Origin of the sequence: Actinomyces sp. HMSC08A09 (genome assembly GCF_001807465.1) — a bacterium.
Lineage (GTDB): Bacteria > Actinomycetota > Actinomycetes > Actinomycetales > Actinomycetaceae > Actinomyces > Actinomyces oris.
Map to the genome: position 1 here is coordinate 1 of NZ_KV789130.1, position 18353 is coordinate 18353.

Annotated in this window: 11 protein-coding genes; 4 read left to right on the forward strand and 7 right to left on the reverse strand. The window is 70.4% G+C overall.

The window, feature by feature from the left end:
- Positions 1-101 precede the first annotated feature (101 nt).
- Both HMPREF3165_RS08135 and HMPREF3165_RS13845 read right to left on the reverse strand, forming a co-directional pair.
- Positions 102-1535 carry a dihydrolipoyl dehydrogenase family protein gene (locus tag HMPREF3165_RS08135; RefSeq protein WP_256275231.1) on the reverse strand — a complete coding sequence of 478 codons (1434 nt, stop codon included), beginning with the start codon at positions 1533-1535 and terminating at the stop codon, positions 102-104.
- A gap of 241 nt (positions 1536-1776) precedes the next feature.
- On the reverse strand, positions 1777-1902 hold the full coding sequence (locus HMPREF3165_RS13845) for a hypothetical protein (RefSeq protein WP_256275232.1): 126 nt from the start codon (positions 1900-1902) through the stop codon (positions 1777-1779).
- 195 nt (positions 1903-2097) lie between these two features.
- Between HMPREF3165_RS13845 and HMPREF3165_RS08140 the strand changes: the two genes are divergently transcribed.
- Together HMPREF3165_RS08140 and HMPREF3165_RS08145 are read left to right on the forward strand one after the other, a co-directional pair.
- On the forward strand, positions 2098-3063 hold the full coding sequence (locus tag HMPREF3165_RS08140) for an alpha/beta fold hydrolase (RefSeq protein ID WP_070512316.1): 966 nt from the start codon (positions 2098-2100) through the stop codon (positions 3061-3063).
- A gap of 176 nt (positions 3064-3239) precedes the next feature.
- Positions 3240-4310, forward strand: a complete 1071-nt coding sequence (locus tag HMPREF3165_RS08145; RefSeq protein WP_070512319.1) for an alpha/beta hydrolase — start codon at positions 3240-3242, stop codon at positions 4308-4310.
- 24 nt (positions 4311-4334) lie between these two features.
- Here HMPREF3165_RS08145 and HMPREF3165_RS08150 read toward each other — a convergent pair whose 3' ends face one another.
- The 4 genes from HMPREF3165_RS08150 to HMPREF3165_RS08165 all read right to left on the reverse strand — a co-directional run bounded on the left by HMPREF3165_RS08150 (position 4335) and on the right by HMPREF3165_RS08165 (position 10502).
- On the reverse strand, positions 4335-4982 hold the full coding sequence (locus HMPREF3165_RS08150; RefSeq protein WP_070512322.1) for a response regulator: 648 nt from the start codon (positions 4980-4982) through the stop codon (positions 4335-4337).
- Complete coding sequence (locus tag HMPREF3165_RS08155; RefSeq protein ID WP_070512338.1) at positions 4979-6241, reverse strand: sensor histidine kinase; 1263 nt, start codon at positions 6239-6241, stop codon at positions 4979-4981. The genes HMPREF3165_RS08150 and HMPREF3165_RS08155 overlap by 4 nt, the downstream gene beginning before the upstream one ends.
- A 43-nt stretch (positions 6242-6284) precedes the next feature.
- Positions 6285-8261 (reverse strand): serine hydrolase domain-containing protein, encoded by a 1977-nt coding sequence (locus tag HMPREF3165_RS08160; protein WP_070512324.1) that lies wholly within the window; start codon positions 8259-8261, stop codon positions 6285-6287.
- Between the two features lie 171 nt (positions 8262-8432).
- The gene (locus HMPREF3165_RS08165) at positions 8433-10502 is read right to left on the reverse strand and encodes a restriction system modified-DNA reader domain-containing protein (RefSeq protein WP_070512327.1); all 2070 of its coding nucleotides are present in this window, start codon (positions 10500-10502) and stop codon (positions 8433-8435) included.
- A gap of 412 nt (positions 10503-10914) precedes the next feature.
- On the opposite strand from HMPREF3165_RS08165, the gene HMPREF3165_RS08170 reads away from it, so the two are divergent.
- Together HMPREF3165_RS08170 and HMPREF3165_RS08175 are read left to right on the forward strand one after the other, a co-directional pair.
- On the forward strand, positions 10915-13473 hold the full coding sequence (locus HMPREF3165_RS08170) for a bifunctional lysylphosphatidylglycerol flippase/synthetase MprF (protein WP_070512330.1): 2559 nt from the start codon (positions 10915-10917) through the stop codon (positions 13471-13473).
- The gene (locus HMPREF3165_RS08175; RefSeq protein ID WP_070512333.1) at positions 13466-14905 is read left to right on the forward strand and encodes an alpha/beta hydrolase; all 1440 of its coding nucleotides are present in this window, start codon (positions 13466-13468) and stop codon (positions 14903-14905) included. The genes HMPREF3165_RS08170 and HMPREF3165_RS08175 overlap by 8 nt, the downstream gene beginning before the upstream one ends.
- Positions 14906-14979: 74 nt before the next feature.
- Here the strand turns inward: HMPREF3165_RS08175 and ppdK are convergent, their stop codons facing one another.
- Positions 14980-17685 carry a pyruvate, phosphate dikinase gene (ppdK, locus tag HMPREF3165_RS08180; RefSeq protein WP_070512335.1) on the reverse strand — a complete coding sequence of 902 codons (2706 nt, stop codon included), beginning with the start codon at positions 17683-17685 and terminating at the stop codon, positions 14980-14982.
- Positions 17686-18353 lie beyond the last annotated feature (668 nt).

Below are 18353 nucleotides of genomic sequence, written 5' to 3' on the forward strand. Positions count from 1 at the left end.
AGTCTCTCAGGCCTCGTCACGGAAGGCGAGGCTGCTCCAGGCTGATATCGCTGAAGACCTCTCATCCGCTTCCCATGGACGCCACGTGGTGCCGCCGCATATCACCTCTTCGGGTGGAGCAACTCGCTCGGGAGGGATTCGATGAGGCGCAGCCATATCTCACTGGCGGTGGGGTAGGCGGGCACGGCGTGACGCAGCCGATGGACGGGGACGCCCGCAGTGATAGCGATGGTGGCGGCGTGGATGAGCTCACCCGCACCAGGGCCCACGAAGGTGGCTCCCAGCACGGCCCCCGTCTGCCGGTCGACGACGAGCTTGGCCTCACCGTGGGCATCGTCGCGCAGGAGGGCAGCTCCAGCAGCCGAGGTGTAACCGACCTGGGCGGTGACGACGTCGTGGTCGAGGGCCCGGGCCCTCTGCTCGGTCAGGCCGCTGGAGGCGAGCTGGGGATCGGTGAAGACGACTTGCGGGACCGGGATGCTCTCGGGCACTGGTTCGGACTCGCAGCCCGCCGCATGGGCGGCGATCCTCTCCCCTACAACGCGTGCTCGGTACTTGCCTATGTGGGTCAACTGGGCCTCACCACTGGCGTCGCCGACGGCGTAGAGCCAGTCGGGCAGGCGACCGGCCAGGACGTCGTCGGGCTCCAGGCCGACGGTCTCCAGCCCTATGCCGGTCAGTAGAGGGCGACGGCCGGTGGCGACCAGAATCTCATCGGCCTCGATGGTTCGACCGGCACAGGTGACCGTGACAGAGCCGCCATGGATACGACCGAGCCCGGTGTCACTGGCCTGGGACCGCTCGGCGGCAGTCACCCGGGCATCCGTCATGACGGTGACACCGCGGGCAGTGAGAGCCTCCTCGATGAGTCGGGAGGCGAAGGACTCCGCAGCCGACAGGAGGCGGGGACCACGCACCAGCATGGTGACATCGCAGCCCAGGGCGGACATCCACGTGGCGGCCTCGCAGGCGACGACCCCGCCACCGACGACGATGAGATGCTGCGGGATCTCCTGCACGCCGGTGGCGTCACGCGAGTCCCAGGCCTCAAGGCCTTGGAACGCAGCAGGCATGACGGGCTGCGCGCCAGTGGCGAGAACGACAGCGCGGCGGGCGCGAAGGACCCGCTCCCCCTCAGCGGTTCTCACGGCGACGCGCCGTTCGCCGTCGAGGCGAGCCCATCCGCGAACGACGTCGAGGCCGGCACCCTCGGCCCAGCGCACCTGACCAGCGTCGTTGTAGCGGGAAACCCACTCGTCACGACGCTTGAGCAGATCGAGCACGGACAGTTCGGCCGGGCGCAGGCCGCTGAGGTTGGCGGACGCCGCCGCGACCTCGATAGGCACGAGGAACGCCTTGCTGGGCATGCAGGCGTAGTAGGAGCACTCGCCGCCCAGGAGCTCGCCCTCAACGAGGACCGCGGTCAGGTCGGTGCCCTTGATGGCGTACTGGGCGACGTTCTCCCCCGCCGGCCCGCCACCGATCACGACGACGTCATAGGTGCTGGTCTGCTCAGGCACTGTTTCCCTGCTCATGCAACCGATGCTGCCACGCATCTCGGCCGGCTGACCAACTTGTACGGCGTGTCGAGCCTCAGGCCAACCGCAGCGGAGTGATGGCATCGATATGCATCGAAAGACGGTCCTCCGCCACGTCAAGGTCATATTGGGTCTGCAGGTTCAGTCAGAACTGCGCGGATACCCCGAAGTACGTGCCGAGCCGCAGCGCCGTATCCGCGGTCACCGCAGGCTCGGTGGGCGAGCTCCCATCCCTGGCTCAGGAGGTCAGATGGTCGTAGGCGGTGACGGCGCAGACGCCCAGGAGGAGGATGCCGAAGGCGGTCGTCAGGGTCGATGCCGAGGCGCGTTTCGTCAGCGGCCCACCGAGGAGCCCTCCCACCATCGATGCCGCCGCAGCTGCACCCCACCCCGACTCACTTCGACAGAAACTTCAGAAACGACGCGGCTCCAGGTCGTTTCTGAAGTTTTGGTTGGTGAGTGAGAGTTCGGTCGTGACGCCCTCCCAGCGAGCGGTGCCATCATGGGGGCGTGAACGCAACGAGTGCACACACGCCGCCGGAGGCCTGAGGGGTCTGCCATGAGACGCGCACTGCTCGCCGCGGGGCTCCTCGGCGCCGGGATCGCCATCTACAGCGCGGCGCGGGCACTCAGCCTCAGCCGAGCCCGCGCCGCAGCCCGCGCGCGACTGCTCGCCCTTCCGGTGCGAAGGATGGCCCTCAGTCACGGCGAGGTCGCCTACGTCGACTGTGGGCCACAGCCCTCGGGAGGAGGCTCCGACAGCGGCCCCGGCTCCGGCTCCGGCTGCGAGACGATCCTGTCGGTTCACGGGCTGTACGGCGGATACGACCAGGCGCTTGACAGCGTCGGGAGCCTGTCCGAGCACTGCCGGGTCATCGCGCCGTCGCGCTTCGGCTATCCCGGCAGCGCTGTGCGAGGCGACGGCTCGCCGGCTGACCAGGCCGCCGTCTTCGCCGAGATGCTCGACCGTCTGGGGATCGAACGCGTATTCGTCCTGGGAGCGTCGGCCGGCGGCACCCCCGCCATCCGCTTCGCCCTGGACCACCCCGAGCGCGTCTCAGGACTCATTCTCTTGAGCTCGGCCGCGCCCTGGCCGTCCCGGCCCGCGACGCCGCCCGGGCGCATGGGGCCGCCGGCGATCATGAACCATGACTGGATCATGTGGCTGCTCTCGCCATTCTTCAGTCCCGTCCTGGGCATGGATCCCCGGACCATCCACGGCATGCTCCCTCTGTCCGAACGCAGGACAGGGGCGGACATCGACGCCTCGATCACCAACCGGGACATGGCGGTGCACTTCGAGGACTATCCGATCGAGGAGCTCAAGCCGCCCGTCCTGCTCCTGCACGCCCGGGACGACCGAATAGCGCCCTTCACTCCCCCGGCGGGGCACGTGCAGTCCTCCATGCACCGCTACCCGGACCTGACGACGTCGCTCTTCCCCACCGGCGGTCACCTCATCGCCGGCCACGGCCGCCAGCTCGAGGAGGCGATCCTCCGCTTCATCGGCCAGCACGCCGGCTGACACCGGTCGCCTCGGTGGCAACGGGACCTCACGTCGCCCGCCCCTCTCGCCGCCCGCGCCTCACTTCGACCGAAACTTCAAAATAGACGCGGCTCCGGGTCGTTTCTGAAGTTTTGGTTGGTGAGTGAGAATTCCGTTGCGGCGCCCCTCACGGCGAGCGGTGCCATCATGGGGTCGTGAACGCAACGACCGAGCACGCGCCGGTGGACGCCTGGGGGCCGGATTTCCTGGGCCCGGGCTTCGAGGCCCGCACCCTGGAGCTGCTGCCCGACGACGAGGACGACGGCGCCGTCGCCACCCTGGTGCGCCACCTGCCGGCCCTCGACCCCGGCGCCCTGCCGGGCACCCCCACCACCCCCACCTTCATCTACCTCTACCTGCACGGCTGGAACGACTACTTCTTCCAGACCCACCTGGCCCGCGAGATCTCCCGCCTGGGCGGGGCCTTCTACGCCCTGGACCTGCGCCGCTACGGCCGCTCCTGGCGCGAGGGCCAGATGCTGGGCTGGTGCACCTCGCTGGCCGAGTACGACGAGGACCTGGGACGGGCCCTGTCGGCCATCCGCGCCGATCAGGGTTGGGAGACCGAGCTCGTCCTGTCGGGTCACTCCACGGGCGGGCTCATCGCCTCCCTGTGGGCGGACCGCCACCCGGGGGCCCTGCGCGCCCTGATCCTGAACTCCGCCTGGCTCTCACTCCAGGGCTCCGAGCTCGTGCGCACCGTCGGCGACCCGGTCCTGCGCACCCTGGCGCTGCGCGACCCGCGCATGTCGATCCTCGACGGCTGGGTCGACCCGACGCGAGTCTTCTCCATCACCGACGGCTGGCTCCCCGAGCGCGACGGCGAGCTGCCCGATCCCGCCTGGGCCGACGACCCCTACGTGACCGGCTGGGACATCAACCCCGCCTGGTCGATCAAGCCCTCCGCGCCCGTACGTGTCGGCTGGCTCCAGGCCGTCATGGAGGGCCACAACCGCGTCGCCCAGGGCCTGGACATCCGCTGCCCGGTGCTGTCCATGGGCGCGGCCTCCACCCGGCTCGGAGTGACGTGGACGCCGGAGTCGCGCAGCGCGGACACAATCATCGACGCCGACGCCACCGCCCGCCGCGCCGTCATGCTCGGCAAGCTGGTGACCATCGCCCGCTTCCCCGGCGGCGTCCATGACCTCACCCTGTCCGAGCCGCCCGTGCGCGAACAGGTCTTCTCCGCCATGCGCCGCTGGATGGCCGCCTACGTGCTGCGCTGATCCGGTCCGACGACGGCCGGCACCTCAGACCAGCCCGTTGCGGAAGGCCCACACGACGGCCTGGACCCGGTCGCGGGCGCCGATCTTGGGCAGGATCCGCGTCAGGTGCGACTTGACCGTGCTGGTCTCGACGATGAGCTCGGCGGCGATCTCCGCGTTCGACATGCCGCCGGCCAGGAGCTGGACGACCTCGCGCTCCCGCTCGGTGAGCACGCCGAGCGCCTCCTGGTTCTCGCTGCGCCCCTGGCGACGGGCGAACTCGGCGATCACCCGGCGGGTGACGCTCTGGTCCACCAGGCCGTAGCCGGAGGCCAGGCGGCGCACGGCATCGACCAGCTCCTCGGGCTCGCAGTCCTTGAGGATGAAGCCGTCCGCCCCGGCCTCCAGGGCGCCGAAGACGTCGGCGTCCATGTCGAAGGTGGTGACGACCAGGACCGCCGGGACACCGCCCTCCCGCTCGGAGACGATCTGGCGCGTGGCCATCAGGCCGTCCCCCTCCGACATCCGCAGGTCCATGCACACGACGTCGGGCCGGGTCGCGCGCACCACGCGCACCGCCTCCCTGCCGCCGGAGGCCTCTCCCACCACCGTGATGTCCTCGTTCTCCTCCAGTAGGATGCGGAAGCCGGCGCGGATCACCGCCTGGTCGTCCACCAGTACCACCCCGATCACGCGTCCTCCTCCTGAGCCCCCTGAGCCAACGGCAGGACCAACCGTACCCGCCAGCCGCCGCCCTCCACCGGGCCGGCGTGGAGAGAGCCGCCGACGGCGTCCGCCCGTTCCCGCATGACCGTCAGGCCGGTACCGCCACCACCGGGGTCGGTCGGCAGTCGGCGGGCCGGGCCATTGAGCACGCTCAGCTCAAGGGCGGCCTCAAGGCGTGTCACTTTCACCGTGATCGGGGCTCCCGGAGCGTGCTGCAGGGCGTTGCTGATCGCCTGCTGCGCCACCCGGAAGACGGCGGTGTCGGCCCGCTGCGACAGGACCGGTATGCAGGCGGCGGTATCTCCCGAGGGCGCACCGCTGGAGGTGCTGTGGGTGGTCGCATCACCCGGCTCGTCACCCAGAAGGCCATCGTCGAGCAGCTCGATGTCGACGCCGAGCGCCTGGGTGGAGGCGACCAGCTCAGGCAGATCGCGCAGCCCGGGCGAGGACTCCTCGGCCTCCTCGTCACTGCGTAACAGCCCCACCACGGAGCGGAGCCCGGAGAGGGTCTCCTTGGCCTGCCGGCGCAGCTGTTGAGTCGCCTCCCTGGCCGTCTGCGGGTCGCGGTCAATCAGTCGCTCGAGCGCGGCCGCCTGCACGACGATCCCGGCCAGGTGGTGGGCGGCGACGTCGTGCAGCTCACCGGCCAGGCGGCGGCGCTCCTGGATGAGGGCCACCTCCAGCTGCCGGCCGTGCTCGCGCCTGAGAAACTCCTGGCGGGAGTGCTCGTACCTGCGGCTGCTGGCCAGCGCCGCCCCGCCCAGCATCGGCAGCAGGCAGGCCGCCAGGGTCACCAGTACTCTTGTCATGGCCAGCTGCCACTGCTCGGGCGGGTCTCGCCAGTTGTCGACCGCCGAATAGGCCAGCGACAGCGCGGTCAGGGCAGCCGCCGTTCGGCGCAGAGGAAACCGCATCCCCATGCTGAAGGACACGACGAGCTGGCCGTAGCCGCTGGCGACGTAGCCTGCAGGAAGCAGCAATGATGTCGCCACCTCCGCCGACCACACCAGCGCCTGGCAGACCAAGGGGCGACTGCGCCACAGCACGAGGGCCAGCCCCTCGGCCGCGAGCGGAATCGCCGTCGCGGCGAACCACGGCCGAGGGCCGACCGGCACCGAGGTGCTCGCAAGGAACGCCACCGCCGGCTGAACCACTGCGAAGGTGAGAGCCAGCAGCACATCGTTGCGCCGGATCGGGACCGAGCTGGTGGGACCGGACAGACTCATGGCTGCATTGTCATCGACGGACACAGACCTCAAAGTCCTCCGGTCACAGTCCGAGCCTGGGTGCCAGGGCGTTGCCGGCCCAGGCCCACCAGGCCAGTGCCACCAGTGCCGTCAGGAGAATGGCCGACATGGTGACTCGTCGCCAGCCCGCTCGGCGTCTCAGGGACATCACGAGGTCAGCCGCCGCCGGGATGATGGCCACCACCCCCAGGGCCTGCAGCACCTGGGCACATCGTGCCACCGGGATCAGCCAGGTGAAGGAACCGGAACCGTCGTAGAGGGAATACATGTTAGTCGCCATGACAACGAGCAGCAGGGTCCAGGTGAGCTGGGCGGCCAGCGCCACGGCCCCGCCGCCCCGAGCCACACGGGTCAACCACGGCACCGGGGCGCCGACCTCCTGGCCCCGTCTGAGGGCCCGACGGCGTCGCAGTGCCCCGACCGGCCAGGCCACCGTCACCACCAGCAGCAGAACCAGGCAGACACCGAAGACAGGAACAAGCGCCTGCTGAAGCAGCGTCATGGGAAGCAGAGTGAAAGCTGGCCCCTGGCTCAGGCTGACGACCTTGCCGTCCTTGACCTGGGCGGCAATGGCGGTACTTCCGTCGACCTGCCGCCAGACCCACGGCTCAACCTCGACCAGCTGGGTCTCATCGACCTTGAGCTTCCCATCACCTGTGTGCTCAATCGACACCGAGGAGTAAGCAGGCATCCAGGCGGACATGAAGGTGGTCCAGTAGGTTCTGCTGGGTACGTAGGAGCCGGCGACCTGGCGGGCACGTTCGGCGGAGTCCTTGCTTCCGGAGGCCTTGACCGTCTCGCCGGGGAAGTAGCGGTCGGCGAAGCCCTGAGCCAGGTCCTCCCGCAGGCTGCTCGAGGCCTCGTTGCCGTCACCGTTGTAGGAGATGAAGATGCCGGTCTTCTCCTCGGGGTAGAGCTCGAACTTGGAGTGCCAGCCCGACGGAAGGTCGCCACTGTGCTCGACGATGCGCCGGCCGTGACGGCTGAGTTCGAAGTAGCCCAGACCCATCTCCCCGGCCTTGGCGCGGTTGCCGAGCCGCTCCTCCCCCAGCCCGGGCGACCACATCTGCTCCCAGGTCTCCTCACGCAACAGCTTGGGCGAGCGACTCAGCTGAGCATTCATGAAGGCCGCGAAGTCCGGCGCCGAGACGGTCAGCGAGCCGGCCGGGAAGGCACCCATGAGCTCGAAAGGGATCTTCTCGCCGGTGGAGGTGTGGCCGGGGCCCAGCGAGCCGGCCAGTCCCGCGGGCAGGGGCTGCTCGTAGGTCGAGAAGGTCATCCCCGCCGGCTCCAGGACATGCTCACGCACATAGGCCTCAAAAGGCTGACCACTGACCCGCTGCACGATGTAACCGGCCAGCGCCATGCCGTAGTTGGAGTAGCCCGGGGTGGTACCCGGCGCAAAGACCTGCGCCGGCGGATCGTTCTTGACGTAGGCCTCCAAGTCCGTCGTCGGGGTGAGGCTGCCGTGTTCATCGAAGCCCGCTGAGTGGGTCAGCAGGTGACGCAGAGTCAGGGGCTCATCGAAGCGCCGCTCAATCTCGAAGTCCAGGTAGGCGCTGATATCGGCGTCGAGGTCCACCTTGCCCTGCTCCACCAGCTGCATCGCCGCGATGGAGGTCGGGATTTTGGAGATCGAGGCCACCCGGAACAAGGACTTCTGCGGGTCCACAGCCACCGGCTGCCCGCCCGAGGCACCGGTGTCGGCCCAGCCGTAGCCGCGGGTGGTCACCACCTGACCGTCCTTGACCACCGACACCACAGCACCCGGAATATCCCCGTTCTTCAAGGCATCGGGCAGCTTCCCGTCCAGCCAGGCATTGACATCCTCGGCCGTGAGCTGATGCTCCCCGGACGGAGGCTCACGCGGCGGCAAACTGGCCGACGACGACGTCGAGCCGCAGGCGGTCAATAGGGACAGTGAGGCCAACAGGACCAGCACGACCAGGGCCTTGGCCCTGCGCGTCATGTTGCGCGTCGTATGGAGCGTCGCGTTCATCATCATCTCCCCGGCCCGCGTGGTCGGGAAGCCGCGAGCCGCCTCCAGCCTCGCGGCATCGGGCGGCTCTCCTCTACGGGCGGAGGATGTCAGGGGGTTTACGACCTCCGACGTAAGGGACTCGACCGCACGGACGAGCCGACCGGCCAGTCAGGCTCGGGGGCCGGGGCTTCAGAGGCCGCGGTCGGCCAGGTCGTCGCGCAGGTCACCCAGGTGGGCGCCGTGCACCCCCACGCGCCACACGCGCCAGCCATCGGCGTCGGTGACGGCCTGGGCGGCGTTGGCGGCCGACGTCGGATCGGTGAAAGAGCGCCCGTCGGACAGGGTGATGACCCCCTCCACCGACAGGATCGCCTCGTGGTAGATGCCTCGGCGCAGCCGCTGCCAGACGATCTGGGTCGGTTTGCCCAGCGAGGCCGCCACGGCCGCGAGCTCCGCGGTCTCCTGGACCAGGAGGGACTTGGAGGGGTCCCCACCCAGTGCCTCGGCCACCGGGTCAAGTGCGTCGGCCGAGCCGCGCAGCGGCTCCCAGGAGACGAGGGGCACCGCGCCGGTGGGTGCCTCCGGGCGGGACTCGTTGGGGGCCACCGTAGACCAGGCCTGCGCGGCCGGCTCCGACTGCCCGCCGCCGGAGGAGGCGCGCGAGTCACCGGGGTGCGCGGCGGGCGCAGCCGAGGAGGCGTCGGGCTGAGAGTGCGCCGCCCGCGAGCGCCGTCCCATGCGGGTGCGCGAACCGGCCGGGCTCGGGGCTTCGCCGGCCGAGGCCGCTGAACCGCTCCCCCCGGACAGGTTGCTCCCGCCGAGGATGTCCACGCCTCCGGCCAGGGCGGCGACGGCCCGCTCCCCGGCGCTGGATCCATCGGTGGAGTCGGGTCCGCCCGGGTGACCGGCCTCGGCGACGGCGGGCTCCTCGTCCAGGTCGACGACGGCGGGAACAGTCACGGTGTCACCGCTGAGAATGTCGGCCAGGTCCTGACCGACGCTGCTGGCGTTGCCGGCCGCGTCGTGGTCACCGGCAGCGGGGTCGCGGTCTACGACCTCGTGGTTGAAGTCGCCGGGGCCGTCTGCGGGCTCGGCGGCAGGCGCCTGCGGGGCACCGTCGGAGCTCTCCGGTCCCGGCTCGGGTCGGCTCTGCGGGGCCTCCGGCTCAGCCTCGGCACGGTGCTCAGCCTCGGCACTGTGCTCAACCTCGGCACTGTGCTCAGCCTCGTGCTCGGCATCCGTCGCGGGTCCATCATCGGCAGCGCCGTCACTAGTGCCGTCGTTGACGGGACCGTCGGCGACGTCGGCAGCCCCCTCATCCGGTTCGGGCAAGGACTGCCCGGCAGGTTGGGCGCCGCCGGCCTCCTCGGGGTCCTCAGGCGGGGCCTCGTCCCCGCCCTGGTCGGAGAGGGCATGCACCTGGGGCTGCTCGGCGGTGACGGCCACCGGCTCGAACAGCTCGGAGAGCGCATCGGCCGCACCCGTCGCGGCGAAGGCTCCCGCCGGGATGGCGGCGCTGGCATCATCAACGCCCCCGGCCTCGGGAGCGGTCACCGGTTCGGAGGGCATGACGATCTCGATGGGGCCGGTGACCGGACTCATGTGCTCGGCCTGCTCAGTGGCGTCCATGCCCCGTGAACCGTTCGAGCCGGAGGAGGCGGAGCCGGCCAGGGCCGGGCGGGGCGCACGGGCCACGAGCAGCGGCCCCCCGGCGGCCACGTCCATCCCGGAGATCTTCTCCACCACGACGACGATGCGGGACTCGTCCACGATGCGCACGTCGACCTCGTGGATCTCCAGCCCGGAGGAGGCCAGTACTCCCAGCCCTCCGACGACGTCGGGCTCCAGGGAGGCGCTGAGGATCGTCAGCCTCGGCCCGGCCTCGACCTGGGCGGGCATCGCCTCGCGGAACTCGTTCCAGTCCTGGCTGAAGGCCCCCAGCCCACCGGCGTACCTGCTGGCGATCTCACGGCGGCCCGCAGTGGCGGCCTGGGTCAGGCGCGACATGGCGGCCAGCAGCCCCGTGGAGTCGACTCTCTCCAGGACCTCGACGACGACGACCTGCCCGGTGGCGTCCAGGGCGGTCAGGCTCGCCCCGGTCTCGAGCTCCTCCCATGACAGGGGGAAGAGCGGGCGGCGCAGGACATCGACGATCTGACGCTGGATGGCGACCAGACTGTGAGACAGGGTGATGGCATCAGCGGAGCGACCCAGGCGCACGGGCAGGAGGTGGTTGCCGTCGAGCTCGTACATGGCCATGGATGGGGCCGCCTTTCCTCGTCGTCCTGCTCCGCGATGGCCCCCAGCACAGATGGGCACGCGCGTGGACGGCTCACAGTCGAGTCACCCACGAACACAGTGCCCAGCCATCCTGTCACGACCGCCAGCACACGGCAGACTATCTCATGACGGCAACGAGGGGCGGGCCGTCACCCCATCACATCAGCCCACTCACAGGGAGAAAACCGCGAGAACACGGCCAGATCGAGGTTATCTCCTAGGGTTATCCCCGATTCTTGGAGAGACCGGTCTCATGGTCGCATCCACCTGGAGGTGGATGAGGATGCCCGGGAAGTGGACAAGAATGTTGGCTGGTCGACTCCCGGCGGGGAGCCCCGACCATCCCCTATCGCATCACCAGCCTCCCATCACCTACCGCTGAGGAGCGTTCATGCCGTCGGCCTCGTCCACCACGTCTCCCCCGGACGCATCCGAGCTCGCGCCCTCGCCGGTGCCCTCCTCCACCCCATCGCCCGCACCATCGCCGTCGTCGGCGCCGGCAGCCCCTGCGTCCGAGCCCTCGCACCTGAGCGCCTACGCGCACCGGGCCTCGCGGGCCGCGCGCGCCTGGCTGGCCCCGGCGCCGGCCGCAACCACCTGCGCGGCGCTGACCCTCGTCATCAGCATCCTCCTGCTGCCCTGGGGGCCCCGGGGGCAGATCCTCCTGTCCGCCTACATCCACCAGCCCCAGCGGGTGTGGACCCTGCTGACCGCGTGGGCGGTCCCCGGCCACCTGCTGCCGGTGACCGGAAGCCTCGTGCTGCTGTCCATCGGCGTGCTGCTGGAGCGGCTCCTGGGCACGCGACGGTGGCTGGCCACCGCCGTCGTCTCCTGCGCCGGAGGCATCGTCCTGGCCCAGGCGCTCTACCCCCTCATCGGGCGCGTGTGGGACGCCTGGTCCCCCTACCTCATCCACGCCCCGATCCAGGGCATCAGCCTGCCCATTGCCGGCCTGGTGGCGGCCTCCACCAGCGTCATGCGCCCATCCTGGCGACGGCGCACGCGCCTGACGGCCTTCGCCGTCCTCATCGTCTCGGCCGCCGTGACCGGAACCGTGGGCGCCCTGGCCCGCCTGGGAGCCGGCGTCATCGGCCTCATCATGGGCGTCGTCCTGGAGCGCGGGCAGCAGTCGGCCCCCTCCCAGGAGCTGCCCCGGCGCGTGGAGCGCGAGCTCGTGGCCTTCCTGGTGGCCTGCTGGGCCGTGAGCTGTGCCCTGGCGGTGGTGAGTAACGCCGCCGGCCCCCTGGCTGACGCCCGCTACGGGCTGACCCCCGCCATCCTGCCCAAGGACGCCGTCATCTACCCCGTCGAGCAGCTCCTGATGTGCATGCCGGCGCTCCTGCAGCTGGTCCTGGCCGATGGCCTGCGCCGGGGGCGTCGCTCAGCGGCCTACGGCACCATCGCCCTGCAGATCTTCCTGGGGGTGTGCGCGGCCCTGTTCGCCCTGGTGGAGAAGATCGGCGAGCAGCTGCCCGAGTCCGGTTCCACCACGACCCAGCTCCTGCACAGCTGGCTGCGCTCGGGGCACCTGCTGGTGCCGCTGCTGCTCAACATCGTGGTCATCAGCCTGGTGGTGTGGACCAGGAGGCGCTTCACCCTGGGCTCGCGCCCCGGCGTCATTCGCCGCGCCGTCGTCGCCTGGGTCCTGACCCTCCTGGGCGGGGCGGTCCTGACCGTCGCCGGGGGATTGCTCATGTCGCATGACTTCTCCCCCTACGCGACCTGGCCCGCTCTGCTGGAGACCTACGTGTCCTACCTGCTGCCCATCAGCACCGGCGGCATCATGAGCCTGATCGTCGAGCCCCTGACCCCGCTGGCCTACCTGCTCACCGGGTGGGTTCCGGTCCTGGTGTGGCTCCTGACGATCCTGTGGGTGTGGCTGGCCCAGTCCGCTCCCGCCCGCACTCGGATCTCCGACCGCGAGGAGCTCGTCGACCTGGTGCGCAGCCGCGGTGCCGGGACCCTGGGGTGGATGCTCACTTGGCAGGGCAACGAGGCCTGGGTCAACGAGGCGGGCACGGCCGGCTTCTCCTACCGGCCCAGCCGCGACGTCGCCCTGACGGTCGGGGACCCCGCCGCCGCCGACGCCGACGTGGCCCAGGCGGTGCGCGACTTCGCCGACTTCGCCACCGACGCCGGACTCATCCCGGCCCTGTACTCGGTGCACGCCCCGGCCATGGAGGCCGCCCGCGCCATGGGCTGGACGATCATGCAGGTGGCTGAGGAGTCCGTCCTGGACCTGCCGGACCTGGCCTTCCGTGGCAAGGCCTACCAGGACGTGCGCACCGCCCTCAACCACGCCAACAAGGAGGGCGTCGAGGCGGTATGGACCACCTTCCGCGACTGCCCGGCCGGCCGGCGCGACCAGATTCGGGCCATCTCCCAGGCCTGGGCCAGTGACAAGCCGCTGCCGGAGATGGGCTTCACCCTCGGCGGCCTAGCCGAGCTCGACGACGCCGAGACACGCCTGCTGCTGGCCGTGGACGCCGAGGGCACCGTCCAGGGCGTCACCTCCTGGCTGCCGGTCTACCGCGACGGGCGCGTCATCGGTCTGACCCTGGACTTCATGCGACGCCGCGAGGGCGGCTTCCGCCCCGTCATGGAGTACCTCATCGGGCGCGCCGCCCAGGACGCCCAGGCCGAGGGGCTGGAGATCCTGTCCCTGTCCGGGGCGCCGCTGTCGCGCTCCGCACCGGCCGACGGCGATGCCTCCTCACGCTTCGACCCGCTCCTGAACCTGTTGGCCTCCGTGCTGGAGCCGGCCTACGGATTCGGCTCCCTGCACGCCTACAAGCGCAAGTTCAAGCCGCGCTCCGTGCCCATGTACCTGGCGGTTCCCGACCCGGTGGACCTGCCCACGGTGGGGATCGCCATCGCCCGGGCCTACCTGCCCGGTCTCAAGCCCTCCCAGACGGCGCGCTTCGCCCATGTGCTGATGAACCGTGACTGAGATCAACGGTGCTGGCGCATCCACCGCCGACGTGCAGGCGTCGGGCGGCGTCGTGGGCGCCCTCAAGGCCGTCCACATCCTCCAGCCCTGGCTGGGGGCGGTCTGCGTGATCGTGGCCGCGGTGGTCATCGCCTGGCTGTGGTGGCGGCGCACCCGCTACCTGCCCTGGCATCGCCAGCTCGTCGTACCTGCCGCCGCCGCAGCGAGCGCAGTGACCTTCTGGCTGGCCGTGGACGTCATCTGGCATCCCGTCGCCGACGGCGTCGGCTGGTTCGTGTGGACCTGGGTGGGCGTCGTCGGCCTCGTCATCGCCCAGCTGGTCACCGGCAACCGCACCGAAGGACGTCACCGGGCGGTGCGTTCACGCAACCGCCGCCTGGTGCGCGCCACGGAGTCGGCCTCCAGCCTCGTGGCCGTGGTGGCCTCCTCCCTGCTGGCCATCAACACCTTCTTCGCCTCCTACCCCACCCTGGCATCGGTCCTGGGCTACGGGGTGGCGACCACGCCACTCAACCGTCTGCAGGGCGCCGCGGCCCGGTCTCCGGCACCCGTGCGCGGAAAGGGGATGCTGGAGGAGACCTGGAGGCCGCCGTCGGACATGCCCGCCCGCGGCCAGGCGGTCACCGCCGACATCCCGGCCGGCGACCAGTCCGGAACGAAGGGCTTCACGCCGCGAGGAGCCTTCATCTACCTGCCGCCGGCCTACCTGGGCTCACAGCGCCCGGCCCTGCCGGTCCTCGTCCTGCTCACCGGGCAGCCGGGAAGCCCGTCGGACTGGTTCGAGCTCGGGAACCTGAAGGACACGATGGACGCCTACGCGGCCGCCCACCACGGCCTGGCCCCGGTAGTCGTCGTCGCCGACCTCCTGGGCAGCCCGTACGCCAATCCCCTGTGCTCCGACACCGAGGCCGGCGGCAAGGTGGCCACCTACCTGGAGAAGGACGTCCCGGCCTGGATCAGGGCGAACCTGCAGGTCGACGACGACCCCGCCCACTGGGCGGTGGCCGGCCTGTCCAACGGGGGCACCTGCGCGATGCAGGTCGTCACCCGCTCACCGGGCGTCTACCGCACCTTCCTGGCGATCAGCGCCGAGGAGCACCCCACGCTGGGCAGTAAGGAGCGCACCATCTCCCAGGGCTTCGGAGGAGACCGTGCCGCCTACGAGGCCAACGACCCGCTCTCCCTGATGTCCACCGCCCCACCCGGCCGCTACGACGGCATCGCCGGCATCTTGTCCGTGGGCCGCCAGGACACGAGCTACCGCGGGGCCGTGCCCGTCCTGGCCGAGGCCGCCACGAGGGCCGGGATGACGGTGAGCACCCGCCAGTACGACGGCGCCCACACCTGGGCCGTGTGGGGGCCGGCGCTGGCCGACCAGCTCGACTGGCTGGGCGGGCGACTCGGTATCGCCTCGCCGTCGCCGGCCTCCTGATCCCAGCCCGACCCCCACGACGCTGTTGGTCCGCGGGCCGCCCTACCCGGCTACCCGGCTACCCGGCTACCCGGCTACTCAGCCTTGTCCGCGACGGCCGCGCGCCCGGCCTCCAGGCGGGCCACCGGCACCCGGAAGGGCGAGCAGGAGACGTAGTTCAGGCCCACCCGGTGGAAGAAGCCGATGGACTCAGGGTCCCCGCCGTGCTCACCGCACACGCCCATCTTCATCGTCGGCTTAGTGGAGCGGCCGCCCTCGACGCCCAGGCGCACCATGCCGCCCACGCCGTCGGCGTCGATGGTCTCGAAGGGGGAGACCCCGAAGATTCCGTCGTCGATGTAGCGGCCCACGAAGGAGCCCTCGACGTCGTCACGCGAGAAGCCCCAGGTGGTCTGGGTCAGGTCGTTGGTGCCGAAGGAGAAGAAGTCGGCCTCCTCGGCGACGTGGGCGGCGGTGACGGCAGCGCGCGGCAGCTCGATCATGCAGCCCACCGGGAAGTCGAGGGCGTAGCCGGAGGCCTGGGAGACCTCCTGCAGCACGTGCTCCACGCGCTCGCGCGCCAGCTGGAGCTCACGCACCGACCCGATGAGCGGGATCATGATCTCGGGGTGCGGGTCGCCGCCGGCCTTGAGGCGCTCGACGGCGGCCTCGGCGATGGCGCGCACCTGGAGCTCGATGAGGCCCGGCATGGTCAGCAGCAGGCGGACCCCGCGCAGGCCGAGCATCGGGTTGGCCTCGTGACTCTTGCGCACCACGGCCAGGAGCTCCTCGTCGGCCGGGTCCAGCTCGCCGCGCTCGCGGTCGACGGCCACCTTGACGCTCAGCTCGGTCAGGTCCGGCAGGAACTCGTGCAGCGGCGGGTCGATAAGGCGCACCGTCATGGGCTTGCCGTTCATCGTCTCGAACATCTGGATGAAGTCGCCCTTCTGCAGCGGCAGGAGGGCAGCCAGGGCGGCCTCGCGCTCGGCGTCGGAGGAGGCCAGGATGAGGTTCTGGACGAACTGCTTGCGCTCGCCCAGGAACATGTGCTCGGTGCGGCACAGCCCCACGCCCTGGGCGCCGCGGTGGATGGCGTGGCGGGCGTCGTCGGGGGTGTCGGCGTTGGCGCGCACCTCGAGGCGGCGGACCGCATCGGCGTGGCGCATGAGGCGGTCCACGGCGGTGACGAGCTCGCGGGTGTCGTCGTCTCCGGCCGCCTTGAGCGCCTCGTCCAGGCCACGACGCAGGTAGGTCATGACCGGGGAGTCGACGACGCCGACCTCACCGAGGAAGACCTCGCCGGTGGTGCCGTCGATGGCGATGATGTCCTCACTGGTGAGGACTTCCTCGCGTCCCGCGATGCGCAGGGTCTTGCCGGCGGAGTCGACCTCGAGGGCCTCGGCGCCGCACACGCAGGTCTTGCCCATGCCGCGGGCGACGACGGCGGCGTGGCTGGTCTTGCCGCCGCGGGCCGTGAGCACGCCGGCGGCCGCGACCATGCCGGGCAGGTCGTCGGGGTTGGTCTCGCGGCGCACGAGGATGACGGAGTCGCCCTTCTCGGCACGGGAGACGGCCTCGTCGTTGTCGAAGGCGATGTAGCCCACGGCGGCGCCCGGGGAGGCGGCCATGGCGCGGGTGAGCAGGTCGCGGCTGGAGTCGTCGTCGAACTGGGGGAACATCAGCTGGGTGAGCTGCTCGCCGGAGACGCGCGTGAGGGCCTCGTCCATGGTGATGAGCTTTTCGTCGACGAGCTGGGTGGCCACACGGAAGGCGGCCGCGGCGGTGCGCTTGCCCACGCGGGTCTGGAGCATCCACAGCTTGCCGCGCTCGATAGTGAACTCGATGTCGCACAGGTCGCGGTAGTGGGTCTCCAGGCGGCGCATGATGGAGCGCAGCTCGTCGTAGGAGGCCTTGTCCAGGCGCTCGAGGTCGGCCAGGGACAGGGTGTTGCGGATGCCGGCGACGACGTCCTCGCCCTGGGCGTTGACGAGGTAGTCGCCGTAGACGCCGGTGCGCCCGGTGGAGGGGTCGCGGGTGAAGCACACGCCGGTGCCGGAGGTCTCCCCCATGTTGCCGAACACCATGGTGCACACGTTGACCGCGGTGCCCAGGTCGTGCGGGATCTTCTCGCGGCGGCGGTAGATGTGGGCGCGCTCGGTGTTCCAGGAGCGGAAGACGGCCTCGGTGGCCATGTCCAGCTGGGAGCGGGGGTCCTGCGGGAAGTCGATGCCCGCGTGCTCCTTGACGATGGCCTTGTACTCCTCGACCAGCTCCTGGAGGGCGTCCACGGGGAGCTCGTAGTCCATGGAGACGCCCCGTGCGTCCTTCTTGGCGTCCAGGGCGTCGGAGAAGTGGTCGCCGTCGATGTCCAGGACGGTCTTGCCGAACATCTGGATGAGGCGGCGGTAGGAGTCCCAGGCGAAGCGCTCGTCGGAGCTGGCGGCGGCCAGGCCCTTGACGGAGACGTCGTTGAGGCCGATGTTGAGGACGGTCTCCATCATGCCGGGCATGGAGAACTTGGCGCCGCTTCGCACCGAGACGAGCAGGGGGTCCTCGGCGGCGCCGAGCTCGCGCCCCAGCTCCTCTTCGACTCCACGCAGAGCGGTGGTGACCTGGACCGAGAGCTCCTCGGGGACCTCGCCGCTGGCCAGGTAGGCGCGACAGGCGTCAGTGGTGATGGTGAAGCCGGGGGGAACGGGGAGATCCAGACGGGTCATCTCCGCCAGATTCGCTCCCTTGCCTCCCAGGAGATCCTTCTGGTCCTTGTCACCCTCGCTGAAGCGGTACACGTACCTGGGCATCGATGCCCCTTTCTGATTCGGGTCGTTCTCGGGTCTGCCTCAGATCGTCCTGATGCAGGCGTGACGCGGCGACGCGTCGTTCACGATATGACTCTAGTGTGACTTCAGTCCTAGACCAAATACGCCGACTCCAGCGCGCCTCCTCCCGGCGCGCCCGCCGACGCCGCGGGGCTCGGCGGCATGGGCGGCCGACGTCGAGGGGAGGAGATTCAGGGAACGCCGAGCGCCGCGTCCCGGAGCGGGTCGGGGCGCGGGGCCACCCGGGCAGACGCAGCGCCACCATGCGCCCAGCCCGGCCCCACGTATCACAGGAGTTACGACAACTGCTCAAAACGGGTTCTTCGTGTCGTGGGGATGGGGTTGTGCGGGGCTTTCCTCGTCGGGGTCTCGGGGTACGTGGTCGTACGCGATCCCACCCGGTCGTACGTAAAACCGCGTGGTCGTACCCCCAGCGCACCGCGGTCGTACGTAAAACCGCGCGGTCGTACCTTAGAGCCCCTCTAAGGTACGACCGCGCGCCGCCGGGTACGACCACGCGACGCCGAGTACGACCGCGCAGGACCCCGAGACGCCGAACCACCGGCACCCGCTCACCCCGACCACGCCCTCACACACGAAGAACCTCAAAACATAGCGGCGGATGCCCGCCACACTTCCGCGTGGCGGGC

Bases quoted from the DNA above. Each gene is read 5' to 3' on its own strand.
- ppdK (WP_070512335.1), bottom strand. From the start codon at position 17,685: ATGCCCAGGTACGTGTACCGCTTCAGCGAGGGTGACAAGGACCAGAAG.
- HMPREF3165_RS08135 (WP_256275231.1), bottom strand. From the start codon at position 1,535: ATGAGCAGGGAAACAGTGCCTGAGCAGACCAGCACCTATGACGTCGTC.
- HMPREF3165_RS08165 (WP_070512327.1), bottom strand. From the start codon at position 10,502: ATGGCCATGTACGAGCTCGACGGCAACCACCTCCTGCCCGTGCGCCTG.
- HMPREF3165_RS08155 (WP_070512338.1), bottom strand. From the start codon at position 6,241: ATGAGTCTGTCCGGTCCCACCAGCTCGGTCCCGATCCGGCGCAACGAT.
- HMPREF3165_RS08140 (WP_070512316.1), top strand. From the start codon at position 2,098: ATGAGACGCGCACTGCTCGCCGCGGGGCTCCTCGGCGCCGGGATCGCC.
- HMPREF3165_RS08170 (WP_070512330.1), top strand. From the start codon at position 10,915: ATGCCGTCGGCCTCGTCCACCACGTCTCCCCCGGACGCATCCGAGCTC.
- HMPREF3165_RS13845 (WP_256275232.1), bottom strand. From the start codon at position 1,902: ATGGTGGGAGGGCTCCTCGGTGGGCCGCTGACGAAACGCGCCTCGGCA.
- HMPREF3165_RS08160 (WP_070512324.1), bottom strand. From the start codon at position 8,261: ATGAACGCGACGCTCCATACGACGCGCAACATGACGCGCAGGGCCAAG.